The 12,953-nt window shown below is 43.2% G+C and carries 9 protein-coding genes; 5 read left to right on the plus strand and 4 right to left on the minus strand.

The genetic code is table 11. From position 1 onward, the window contains the following. Positions 1-132: 132 nt before the first annotated feature. The 3 genes from NAF19_RS30520 to NAF19_RS04055 are packed head-to-tail and all read left to right on the plus strand — an operon-like array spanning position 133 to position 3,858. The gene (locus NAF19_RS30520; protein ID WP_256484198.1) at positions 133-255 is read left to right on the plus strand and encodes a hypothetical protein; all 123 of its coding nucleotides are present in this window, start codon (positions 133-135) and stop codon (positions 253-255) included. Between the two features lie 39 nt (positions 256-294). Further along, a complete protein-coding gene (locus tag NAF19_RS04050) occupies positions 295-3,222 on the plus strand; it encodes a sensor histidine kinase (RefSeq protein WP_252788523.1) in 2,928 nt (975 codons plus the stop codon). 9 nt (positions 3,223-3,231) lie between these two features. After that, complete coding sequence (locus NAF19_RS04055) at positions 3,232-3,858, plus strand: response regulator (RefSeq protein ID WP_252788524.1); 627 nt, start codon at positions 3,232-3,234, stop codon at positions 3,856-3,858. 170 nt (positions 3,859-4,028) lie between these two features. Here the strand turns inward: NAF19_RS04055 and NAF19_RS04060 are convergent, their stop codons facing one another. The 3 genes from NAF19_RS04060 to NAF19_RS04070 all read right to left on the minus strand — a co-directional run bounded on the left by NAF19_RS04060 (position 4,029) and on the right by NAF19_RS04070 (position 9,771). Then, a complete protein-coding gene (locus NAF19_RS04060) occupies positions 4,029-4,913 on the minus strand; it encodes a BT_3044 domain-containing protein (RefSeq protein WP_252788525.1) in 885 nt (294 codons plus the stop codon). Between the two features lie 96 nt (positions 4,914-5,009). Next, on the minus strand, positions 5,010-6,482 hold the full coding sequence (locus tag NAF19_RS04065) for a SusD/RagB family nutrient-binding outer membrane lipoprotein (RefSeq protein WP_252788526.1): 1,473 nt from the start codon (positions 6,480-6,482) through the stop codon (positions 5,010-5,012). Between the two features lie 40 nt (positions 6,483-6,522). Then, entirely contained in the window at positions 6,523-9,771 is a 3,249-nt protein-coding gene (locus tag NAF19_RS04070) for a SusC/RagA family TonB-linked outer membrane protein (protein ID WP_252788527.1), read from the minus strand. Between the two features lie 330 nt (positions 9,772-10,101). Here NAF19_RS04070 and NAF19_RS04075 point away from each other — a divergent pair, with 330 nt between their 5' ends. Both NAF19_RS04075 and NAF19_RS04080 read left to right on the plus strand, forming a co-directional pair. Further along, positions 10,102-10,482 carry a VOC family protein gene (locus NAF19_RS04075; RefSeq protein WP_252788528.1) on the plus strand — a complete coding sequence of 127 codons (381 nt, stop codon included), beginning with the start codon at positions 10,102-10,104 and terminating at the stop codon, positions 10,480-10,482. Next, positions 10,479-11,354, plus strand: a complete 876-nt coding sequence (locus tag NAF19_RS04080; protein ID WP_252788529.1) for a helix-turn-helix transcriptional regulator — start codon at positions 10,479-10,481, stop codon at positions 11,352-11,354. Before NAF19_RS04075 ends, NAF19_RS04080 begins: the two co-directional genes overlap by 4 nt. A gap of 2 nt (positions 11,355-11,356) precedes the next feature. Here the strand turns inward: NAF19_RS04080 and NAF19_RS04085 are convergent, their stop codons facing one another. Beyond that, complete coding sequence (locus tag NAF19_RS04085; protein WP_252788530.1) at positions 11,357-12,502, minus strand: amidohydrolase family protein; 1,146 nt, start codon at positions 12,500-12,502, stop codon at positions 11,357-11,359. Between the last annotated feature and the right edge of the window lie 451 nt (positions 12,503-12,953).

Genomic DNA, 12,953 nt, shown 5'->3' on the forward strand with positions numbered 1-12,953 from the left:
GGGGTATTTGTAAACGCAACGGCAATTTCGACCACTTTAACGTGAATCTGAAATACCCCTTCCGGGGGTATTTTTCATCAATTTCTAAAAAGTACTTTTGGTAACAGTAGCTGATTAACTATTAACCGCTTAATGAAAAAGGCATTACAACTAACCATTAGCTTGCTTGTTATTATATTAACCGCAAGCAGTTTATGCACGCAGATAGATATTCGCGAACCTGTAGCCAAAGGTCTTTTAATGGTCGCCCATTAAACTCCCTATTATCGTATATTTATGTTCCGATTGTAAAACATGGCCCCAGTTAGCTCGAAATATTATATCCGTTGGCTTATCGTTACTGTCTTAACGCTATTTGCCCATGCCCTAATTGCCCAAAAATATAATTTTCAGCACTATGATATCGATAAGGGTTTGCTGCAATCGCAGGTAACATCAATTACCAAAGACAAACTGAACCAGATCTGGTTGTCGAATTTAGGCGGGATAAATTGTTTCGACGGCAAGCAGTTTACCTCGTTTACGGTGGGTAATGGCATTAAAAACTATTTTAATTTCGCCATAGGCACCGATAACAGCGGTCGGGTGTGGTGCGGTAATTCGGGCGGCTTAACCTGCTTTGAGGCAAAGGGATTAATTAACTACCCATTTACCGGTAAAAATACGTTAAGACCTGTACGGCGTATTGTGTGCGACCGGCACGATAATATCTGGGCGCTAAGCGATCAAAAACTATTTAAGATAGTTAATCAAAAACTCGTAGAGCAGCAAATAACAGTAGATAACGAAGTTATTACCGATATTGAAAAAGACGAACGCGGCAGCCTTTATGCAGCCATCCAAAATAAAGGTATTTACAAATTACGCTATAACAAATGGGACCCGTTTGCGCCACTGAATGCGTTTAAAAACGTTGGTGATATAATTCAATTCGCAGTGGTGCCTCACCATGCCGGCCAGGTTTACATGATTACTCAAAGTCAGCTACTTTTTCTAAAAGACAGTGTAACCACAACGGTTGATAATGCACTTATCAGCAAAATTAATATGCGTTTAGTATGCCTCGCCATTGACCATAATCTTGATTTATGGCTGGGTACCGATAAGGGTGCATATTTATTATCAAACCACACGCTGAAGCACTTTGACGACACTAACGGGTTTACCAACACCAGGGTATTTTCGATATTTGTTGACTACGAAAACCATATCTGGTTTGGCACCGACGGCGCTGGTTTATATAAATACCAGCTTGACGATTACCTGGTTTATGATAAATCGCAGGGGCTTACCAGCCAGCTGGCCATGGCCATGGTTAAAAACCGCCGCGGCGAAATTTATATTGCTACTTATGGCGGCGGATTACAAGGTTGTAGAGACGGTAAAATCACCCAGATTAAAAACCTGCCGCCCGAATTTAAAGATGCCCGCATAAACTGTCTATACGTTGACACCAATGATGACCTCTGGATTGGTACCGATGACTTTGGTTTGTGGAAGAAAACAAGAAACGGAACCGTTAAAATATCAAACAACTTAAGCTGCACTTTTATAACCCAAAGTAAGGACCGCACTATTTGGTTTACTACTAATTTTGGTTGCTTTTATATTCAAAATAATAAGACTATACCAATTTACGGGCTCAATTACCAATGCAACAGCCTGTTGACGATGGGCACCGACTCGATGTACGTAGGCACGTTTGATGGGCTGGTATTGGTTAAGGATAAAAAAATAGCAGGTGAAAGCCGACTACTCCAGGGCTCCAGTATTAATTGCATGCAGAAATACCGGACAACTATTTTGATTGGCACCACCGACAAGGGTTTATATGGCCTGGATACCCGAACAGGTAAGCTGCGAAATATCGACACTAAAAACCAGGCCAGCCCTAACACCATTTCAGGGATGCTTGTTGTGGGCTACCAATTGTGGCTCGGTACCTCGAGATCGATAAACCGTTATATGATTGAAGGTAACGATACCCCTATTTTCAAAAAGTTAATTGCACCTGCCGATGTTTATGAATGTAACCAAAATGCCGTTTTACTAACCGATCACAAGGTTTGGATAGGCACAACACATGGCATTATAATTTTCGACAACAATGTCAAAAAACAGCCGCCGCTATCGCTTCACCTGGCAATTCAAAAGGTTTCGGTTAATAACCCGGATATAAAGTTTAATTCGGTATATCAAAACGGTTACAGAATCCCCGAAAAGTTGGAGCTGTCATCAGACGAAAGCAGGCTGGCCATAAAATTCCAGGCTATTGAATTTGGCGACAACCGCGATATTTTTTACCGTTACAAGCTTGAGGGATTGGATAAAGATTTCAGCTGGCCTGTTCAGAATAACGCCGTTGAGTATCCGCAACTTCCGCCGGGCACTTATACATTTAAGATAAAAGCCATTGTTGACGGTATGATAAGCGATACCGTATCGTACACTTTTACTATAGTACCCACCATATATCAAACCGCCGAGTTTAAGTTTATCATCCTGCTTTTTTTGCTTTCGCTAGTCTTTGGCATCTACCTTTATAAAATCTACAGCCATCGCAAAAAATTAAACTATATAAACCAGCTTAAGCATCATGAACAAGACCTGGTACGAAGGCAAACTGCCGAAGATTTTCATGATGACCTTGGCAATAAGCTAACCCGTATAAACATGCTTGCAGAACTGCTGGCCCGCAATTTTGCCCGGCATAGCGAGACCGAAAGCAAATTGGTTGAACAAATACAACTCAGTGCATCTGAAATGTATGCCGGTACGAAAGATATTTTATGGGCCTTAAATCCTGACAATGATAATTTGGCCGAGGTGCTGGATGTAATAAAGGGCTTTGCTGAAAACTTATTTATGAATATTGATGTTAAGTTAAATTTCAACCTCCCTGCAGATGAGCTCCGCTTGAACCAAATGACACTGCCGTTGGGGCACAGCAGGAACATTATACTGATATTTAAAGAACTGTTTACTAATATATTAAAGCACTCAAAAGCAAATATTGTAACTTTTGCAGTTGATATTACAAGTGATGGATGCATTGAGTTTGATGTTACCGACAACGGGTGCGGTTTCGACCCTGAACATAGTTCGGGAGGTAACGGCATTAAAAACATGCGGAACCGCGCAAAAAAACTCAACGCATCGTTAACTTTTATATCAAATAATAATGCCGGCGCAACCAGTGTTTTGTTATTACCCATTCCTTAAACAAGTGCTATGCAAAAAACGATACGAATAGTAATTATTGAAGACGACCAAATATTGCAACACGCATACAAACAACTGATTGAGGATGAATGCGGGTTCCAGGTTGTTAGCTGTTACAGTAGTTTCGACGCCGCTGAAAAGAAATTGGTTAATGATGACCCTGGCATTATTTTACTCGATATTGAATTGCCGGGCACCAATGGCGTGCAGGCTATCCCGCTTATAAAAAAGCTGGTGCCTAAGGCAATGGTTATAATGCTTACGGTATACGAAATTGAGGAGCAGATATTTGCTGCCCTTGCCAATGGCGCGTCAGGCTATTTAACCAAGGATGTTTCGTCAGCCAAAATTATTGAGGCAATTTACGATGCCCGTGCGGGCGGCGGGCCAATGTCAAAAAAAATCGCGTCTATCGTTATCAAATCGTTTCAAAAAAACACCGACTCGCCACTTTCAAAGCGCGAAACAGAAATCATAAAAATGATCAGTGAAGGCAAAAAAAGGAACGAGATTGCCGATGAATTATTTATCGAACTTGAAACCGTAAAAACACATATCAAAAATATTTACTCAAAGCTTAACGTTAACTCCCGCAGCGATGCACTTAAGGTCGTCAAAAAAAACAGGTTAATTTAATTGTTAGTCTTGAGTTAGGGTAATAATATACATCGATGCAGTAGGTAATGTGCCAAAGCCCCCAAATAAAGCACGGTTCAAACATTGCTGAAAACCGTGCACACGGCTTTTTTTAACAAAAAAGCCGATCATTTCTTGTGACCGGCTTTCCTGTTAACAAACCGCCTGGCTTATTGCTTCAGCGTGAGGGTCTCTTCGGTGGTCCTTGCCCCCCCTCTGTATTGATAGTGCAACGTAAATGTTTTAGTGGCAGGGTCATATACATTGACACCGTCTTGAGTAAATGGCCCGGGTAAATCTGTTAAACTCGCCCCTACAAACGTTACTGTAACGGAATTATCTGCATTTACGCGCAAAGTTATAGGCTCACCTATGTCTGCCGCGGTCGACGATACAGTATTCGCATCCACTGTTCCGAGTGTCTTATCCTCGTCAATAGTCCGCTGGTCTAGCCCAACCCGCACAAATGTGCCACTCGCATGGTATACGCCGTCGTAAATATTTTTAACGCCCAGCGTAACAAGAATAGTATCCAGGCTGGTGCCAGCGGGCGAATGCATTTTTGAATAGCCGTTAAAATTTGTAATAGCCAGTAATACGGCATATTGTTTTGATGGATCAAATTCCGGTCCTTTAATATCCAACGAGTAATTTTTGGCAAAAACACCGGGAGCCAGGTTAAACGTAACACCTGTTGCAGACGTTACGATCGATGGGTCGGCAGTTTGCGTAGCTAATGTACCCGGAATTGGCGTATAGGTAGTGTTGTGTGCTGTGTTATATGCAGCGAGGTCAAGTTGCGTGAGTACAATTGACGCCGATTTCTGCAAGTCTGCACTATTTGCAGCATCTCTCCTTAAGGTAAATACTGTTACCGTTTTTGTATCAGTAAATGGCAGAAAATGCAGGTCGTTTTCCTGGGCTTCGGTAATGTAAACATAAGATTTACCCGATTGCTTAGTTTCTATCCCGCTGAACGGGTCTTTACGGCAGGCGCTGAACAGCACCATCGCCGAGCAGCCAATGAGCGTGTATTGTAAAAATTTATTTTTCATCTTTAATTCTTTAGTGTTGTTTAATTATCATGAGCAGAACCAGTGTATGGCTACCGCTCATGATAGTTTGACTTATTGTTAAAAGCTACGCTAAACTCACGGAGTTTGGCCAATTACATCCCACCAAACCGCGTTATCCTGCGAGTCGGTACCTGCGGTAGGCACTTCCCGGGCAATGGCTGCATTTACGCTTACGCCATTGGTTTGCTGTTCGGCCGAAGTATAAATAAATCTCCTTACAATTTTTTTAGATGTGTTTGTTGCGGCCGGGGCAGGAGTTAAAACAGGGTAACCTGTTTTACGCCAAATATTCCAACCAATATGTCCGTCAGGATAGCCGCTTACCCATTGTTGCACCGCAATATTTTTTGCGTTTGCGGCACCAGGAGCCGGGCTAATTGCGACGTTTGAATTAGTAAGGTATGTATTAGTGGGCGGATCAACCCCCCATTGCTCGAACGATAATTTTATACCATTTTGATAGGTAGCTACCAAATCGCCGGTAACCCAGCCAATATTAATTGCCTCGGCAGTTGCCAGGGTAACTTCAGCGGCATCGATAATGTTAACTGTAGATGCATCTTTCCGTTTATCAGCCCTCATAACAAGCGCCCAATCAGAATTAGCCGCTATATAATTGTTGGCCGTGGTGCGGTCAACACCGTAGGGCACGCCATCGTTAGAAGTAACGGTGCCGCCTGTTATTTGGCCCGGATCGCTAAACGAGCCGCCAAACATCAGCTGCCGGCCATCGTTTGTAGCCTTGGTGTAGTCAGTCAACGTTTTGCTTTCGGCCCAGTCAGTTCTGCCATTATATAAATTATACCACGGCGACTTAAACGAACCGCCAGGAAAGGCAAACGCAAAGTTTTGGGCGTTTGTGGTAATAGACCCTGACGCTAATGCCGCTTTAAATGCAGTTGCATAAAAATCGCTCGCGCCCGGAACTTTTTTTGATGCCTGGATGGAAACCATCATTACTAACGAATTACCGGCTCTTTTCCACCCGGCAGCATCACCGCCATAAAAAAGATCCCCTGGTACAGCACCACCATCCATTGAAGCAACAGCAGCCGCAACTTTGGTGACAATACCTTTGTAAATATCCTCCTGCTTGTCATAAGCAGGAGTAATAGCTTTCAACCCTTGTAATGCCTGGCTATACGGTATATCGCCGAAAGTGTCAGTTAATACCCAGTAAATATATTGCTGCATAATAATAGCAGCAACAACAGAATTTTTGCTCTGGTTGAGGCCGATAACATTCTGGCAATCGTACAAATCAGTTACGTACGGGCCGGTAAAACCAACGGCCGGAGCGGCGTACAATGAAACGGCAGGGTACTGCGTTTCAGAAAAATACTGTGCATATGCACCCTGCCCCAGTGCAAAACCTGTTGACCCATAATTCGGGAGGTCATTTTCAACGCTTGCCAAAAGAGCCGAAACCACTGGTTGGGTAACCGCATCAGGATTCAGGTTAGTGGTGCCAAAATCGTTTGGCTTTCTACAACTCGCTACTCCCCAAAACATCAGGGTAGTGAGCGCGTATATATAAATCTTTTTCATCCGTTAAATATTTAAATTAAATTTTCGTGTTAGCAGCTTGTCAGAAACCTACTTTTAAGTTAAATCCAAAGCCTCGTGTACCAGGCAATTGCGCCGATTCGCCCTGTACTGCGCTTATTTGCGATGGGTCAAAATCTTTCGTTTTAGCGTATATTAACCAAAGGTCATGTGCTTGAATCTGGAATGTTGCATTTTTTATAACATTACTTAGGCCCCACTTTTTAACAGGGAGACGGTATGAAATACCGGCCTCACGCAGTTTAATGAAGGTTAGGTCGTAAACAAACTCATCTTCAGTAGCGTTGTTAAAGTTGTTGTGGTAATAATCGTAAGCGCTAACATACATGCTTACCGCTTTGCCGTTTGCATCAACACCAACCTGGTGAACGCCACCGCCATCGGCAACCGCATCACGAACCGGGTTACCCTTGTCGTTTAAAGCAGCTGTGCGGTAAGTTGTACCCGATAACGATCCGAATGCATCAGTTAACGACGCAAACTTGCCGCCAAACTGGTAGTCGATATTGAAGTTAAAGGCAATATCTTTAAACAGGGTGAAGGTATTTTGGATACCACCTGTATGTTTTGGAAGAACACTGCCGAAGTAAACGGCGGGGTTTCTTTGATACATACCGGCTGCATCTAAAATTGGAACACCGGCAGCATTACGCAATATGCCGGGGCCGTAAATCTGTCCCCACGGCTTACCTGTTGTTTGCACCAGGAACGGAACGCCGGCTGAACCAAAGTTGGTGTTTAGCGCTACAATAATCTGGTAAATGCCGTATTTATTACTGATTTCTACCACCTTATCCTCTAAAAGGTTTGAGTAGGTTAACGAGATATTCCACGAGAAATTCGGTATTCTCACCGGGTAACCATTGATGTTTAAATCAAACCCTTTTTTCTCGACATCACCAAAGTTTGTCAGAATAGAGTTTACACCGCTGGCGCCGTTTACACCTATCGAAGCTGGTATCGCAATTTCGGAACCGGTCCAATACGTGCCCGAAACCCCAATCCTGTCGTTCAGGAAGCGCAAATCCAGGCCTAACTCTTTCTGCGTTACTGTTGATCCGTGAATTTGATTGTCAACAAGCTGGTTTGGTGTAGATTGTACAAGCTGCCCGTTAAGTTTTTGCGGGTTCACTATGTACGATGCTCCCGGGTAAAGGTATGCCCCAAAGGTTTCGTTGGTGTTGCCCAACGCTTTAGGAATTTGCCCGTAGGTAGCCCTTAATTTTCCATAGCTTAACCATTTATCCTGGCTTTTGAGCAAATCGCTGAAAGCAAATGATATACCGGCTGATTTTGACAATACGTCGTTTTTGTTTTGGGGAAAAGTTGAAAACCAGTCGTTACGCATCGAGCCGTCGATAAAAATCAGGTCTTTCCAGCTTAAAGCAACGTGGCCCAAAACCGCGTTATACGCTTCAGCAATCCTGGCGTTAGCTATCGTAGGCGGATTAACACTGTTGCCAACATTATACAAGCCGGGGATAGTTAAACCACCGTTTGTTGCAGCGAAATTGTTCTTAAATGTCCAGTGAAATTTATCAGTACCTACGTTGGCATCAACCTTAAATTCCTTTATTTTTTTGGTGTATGTCGCCAAAAATTCAAGGTTTTCCCTGTTTGAGTAAGCGTTATTTGAAAAATAACCAGCTTTTACACCCGTTTGATTTGCACTTATTTCCAATTCGGTAGGCGTATAATTTTCCTGCCATAACGTGAGTTGCTGTTTACGATAGGTTGCTTTAAAGCTTAAATCGTTGTTCACTTTATAGGTAAGCGCTATGTTTCCAAAAAAGCGATCAGTGTTTGATGGGTCTTTCAACAAATCCTGGTAAGTATAATAGTTGTACCAATAATTACCGCCGTAAAATGCGGTTGGGTTGGCGGGGTTCCATGCCGCAGGATCGCTGTGGTTCCAACTTGCATACTGGCCCGGGCCGTATTGCAAGTGGCGCAGTTCCTTTAATTTATTCATATCCATATCCCTGTGAAACCATTGGGTAAGGCCTCCTGTGGCAAGGGCTGCGTAATTATCATTTACCACCCCGTTCTGCTTTTGATTGGTGTAGTTAATACTTGAAGTTAACGACAGGTGTTTGTTTAAATCGTAGTTGTAGTTGAGGTTCAGTGTATTCCTTTTCAAATCCTGGTTAGGTATAAGGTCTTTTTGATAAAGGTTGCCATACCCTAACTTAAAGCTGTAGTCATCGCCCGATTTGTTAAACATTATACTGTTATCAAGCAGCGGCGCTGTTTGAAAAAAGTCGGCGGCATTTGTTGGGTGTGGTGTCCAGGAAGCTGTTTTACCGGTATATTGGGTACCCGCGTACCACGCATACCATGGAATGTATTCCTGGCCAACCATTTTAGGACCCCAGCTGCTATCATCCGAATAGTCAGGATAGTACTTGCCGCTTAGTGCTTTCCAATGGTCAGGGTCACCAGCTTTCCATGTATACTGGGTAAATACCGGGTTGTTACCCCCGCCATAGGTGTTCTGGTAGTTTGGCAATATATAAGCCCTGTCGAAAGTTGCGCCTAGCCTAAGGTCGATGCCAAGGCCACCATTCTTTTTAGCTTTCGATGTGGTGATTACGATAGCACCATTAGCGCCCTGCGAACCTAATAAGGCAGCTGCAGCCGCGCCTTGCAAAACGGTAACGCTCTCAACATCGTCCAGGTTCACATCATCGACGTTTGGCAGCACAGTGCCATCAACAACGTATAGAGCGCCCTGGCCCACACCAAAACCTGATGCACCACGTAGCCTTACCTCGGTATTTCGGCCCAATGCCGCTGCCGACTGGCTGCGCACCTGTATACCGGCAACTTTACCGGCAAGCGCGTTGTTAATGTTTGGCTCGCGAATGGTGTTTAATTCTGTGGCCGACACTACCTGCGCCGAATTGGAGTTTGATTTTGCTGTTTGCTTAATGCCATAACCGCCTGTTACTATAACTTCTTTTAATTGCTTTGCATTTGTTTCGAGCGCTATGTTAACGATGTCGGTAGCACCGAGTTCGGCAACATGCTTGTTATAACCTACAAACGAGAAAGCGATCGACTTTGCCGATGCAGGTACCTTAATAGTGTATTTACCATAATCGTTGGTTACTGTACCAATCTGGGTTCCGGGTACGCTTATACTTACACCGGGAAGCGGGAAATTGTCATCCTTACCCGTAACGGTACCTGTAATTGTGCGGGTTTGCGCAAAAACAACGGTTACCTGGGCTGTTACGATGACTAGTATTAGTAGTAATAGTTTTTTCATAAAAATTTAATGATTAGTTGAAGTTTTATATCGCTGACTATTTCAAGCAGCACCTAAATAAAGGGAGGCGGAATCACGGAGGGATCTCCTTGTACAAAATTGCAGTCATATGGTCAGTTATTAGTCAAAGTGTAATGTTAGATATTACCCCTGTAACCGGATATGCTTTTATAGCCTTTTTGCGCACTGGAAGGCCCGCCAAGGGCGTATTTTGAAAAATACCCCCTTGAGGGGTATGGCAGCCGCAGCCATTACAGGTAGCTTTGTAATGCATTAAAATACAGGCCCCTAAAACCTATACAGTAACTGACCATCTAAAACTTGAAGGACATGACGGAAGAACTAACTTATGCGGAAATATGTGTGAAGGAACCCCGGGCGACGCTAAAGTTCCTTACGCAGTACCTGGGCTTTGTTAATGTAAGTAACCTGTATAATGCCGAAAACCCCGGCAGGCCCGGGTTTCTGCTCCACGACAAATCGGGACGGAGTTATTTCATCGCGTTGCACGCTGATCATGACGATTATAATTCGCCAATAGTTATAAATACCGACGACTGCCTGAAGGATTACTACCTGCTTGATAAACAAGGGGTACAATTTGACGGAATACCCGGCTATACCAGCGATGGGCTAAGAGCAGTTGCTGTAGACAACAACGGCACCAGATACACCTTGTTAGAACACAGGGATTATAACGATGAACTATGAAAAAGATCCAGATTGTAAATAACCAAAACAAAATATACAGCGAAATAACTACAAACGCCACTTATGCTAACGAGTGCCACGAGTTTTCGATAAGGATGGTTGTTGACGGGCAGGAGCAATATAAACTAGGGAATAAAAAACTGAATATCCTGCCCGGAAATTTCCTGGTTATTAATGAAGGAACGGTGTTTGGCAGGGAAATTTATTCAGAAATACCGGTCAATACAATCTCTATTCTATACGATTCACAATTTTTAAATTCCTTTCATCACAGCGCAACCGCTGCTCAATCGCTGTTGCTTGACGAGCCGTTTTTTGTTCCCGAAAATTCAGCCCCTGTGTTTTTAGAAACCATTTATCCGCTGAAAGGAGACATGCGATATAACCTGCTGCATTTGCAGGAAATTATTAATACGGATACTACTGATGAAATGTTGATTGATCAGTACCTGCTGCATTCATTAATAAACTTTTACAGGATATATAACAAAGAGATTTTAACAAAAAGTGACGAACTGAAAGCGCTTAGTTACAAAACGCGCACAGAACTGTTTAAGCGTTTAAATATTGCCAAAGACTATATTATAAGCAATTACAACCAGGCTTTAACATTAACCGAGATATGCCAGCACGCGTGCCTTTCGCAAACTCATTTTTGCCGCACCTTTAAGCAAACTTTTCATTGCTCGCCTTACCAGTATTTAATACAGGTAAGGCTGGGCCAGGCCAAACACATGCTGAAAAACACGAACTACGAGGTAAACGAAATTGTGAGCATGATAGGCATTGACAATGTAAGCTCGTTTATCCGCTTTTTTAAAGGCCGATATGGCATTACCCCCGGCAATTTCAGAACCGGTATTGCCGCCTAATGCTATCCGGGAAACAACGATTTATCTATTTTGGGAAAAAGTTTCAGCCCGTTTTTATAGTATATTTTTCTAAGCACATCGTCGGGCAGGTTTAACCCGTACATGCTCCAGAAAGCATGGTACTTCCTTAGCGGCGGAAAGTATTCATCATCCGTTTCCAACATCCTGAAGTAAAAACCATATTCGGGTACGCTCCAGGTATCTTTGCCAAACAATATCCTGTCCTGGTATTTAATAAAGAAGTTGCGGGCAGTCCTGGGCTCTCTTCCTATTTCTTCCATCACAGCTGCAAACTCAGTCATCACATTAGGTAATGAGTCGAGCAGTTTGCCCAGTGCGTCGAGGTTGTTGGGCAGCCAATCCAAATGCGCGGCAATAAAAGTGGTATGCGGGTGTTTTGCAAAGGCGCGGTGCTGCTCGCTCATTACCTGCTGCCAACTGGGGTACTGCGGTGCCGGCCTGGCCCTGCCGGGGTGTAATTTCAATTCAAGCCAGCGCTCATTGGTATTATCCATTTTGTCAAAAAAGGCAATGGGTTCACCGGTGTGTATCAGCACAGGTATTTTCAGCTCGCCGCATTTTTCCCAAATCGGGTCGATGCGCGGATCATCAACCGCCACCCGTTTGCCGATTTTATCGTAAATTTCAAGCCCTAACTCCTTGTATACCTTTAGCCCGCTGGCGCCGTTTTTTACATCTTTTTCAACTTGTGCAACGGTGTTTTTAGTCCAGTTCGGGTCGCCAATTCCGGTCCAGTCAACATTGGTAAAAACCAGTATCCTGCCCTTGCCATTTTTACGCACATTGTCCATTGTGCGGTTAAAATATTCCGGACCATTTACACTGAACAAACTGCGCCCTTTATAGTAGTTATCAACCATTTTACCGCCCCTGCCGCTCAGGTTTACCATCACTGCCATATTTAGGCCGTTCATATCGTTCAATAACTCTCCCAGGTTTTGGCCAGGCATATCCCATTGGTGGTTGTGCACATCAATAAAGGGGTATTTGGCTTTTTTAATTAAATGCTGCTTTACAACCAGGGTCGATTTTGGGTTATAGGTTTCAATGTCCATTTTATCCTGCGCAGACAATGTAAAAGCCGATGCGACTAACAGTGCAAAAAAAACAAGTTTTAATGATTTCATTTTAGGTTGATGTACAAATATTAAGTAAACAAATATGTTGAAACTAAACTAAAATCATAGCCAGATTATTGTAAACATGTTACAAAAAACAGCAGGCACTTTCGCGCCCGCTGTTTCAGTTTTGGTGTTTAGTTTATATTGTTTTCCCTGTTATTTTTACGATATAAGTATTAGCGCACGACACCTGGCAGATTTCTCCACCATCTGTTGACATTGCCGAATACAGGCCTTCGCAATTGACGTACAACACACTCGATTTCCAAAGCTAAAGATACCTTCAACAAACCTTTAATCTATCACCCCACAGGGGGTATTTTTCGGTTGTGGCATACACAGCGACTGCAAATTGGTTGTAATGGCATATCGACCGATAAACACGGCTTATATATTTGATCAACTAATTTTTCATTGATGATAAGGTTAGTTAATAGTTAATTAAGGAATCTTTACG

Origin of the sequence: Mucilaginibacter flavidus, from assembly GCF_024055575.1 — a bacterium.
GTDB classification, from domain to species: Bacteria; Bacteroidota; Bacteroidia; order Sphingobacteriales; family Sphingobacteriaceae; genus Mucilaginibacter; species Mucilaginibacter flavidus.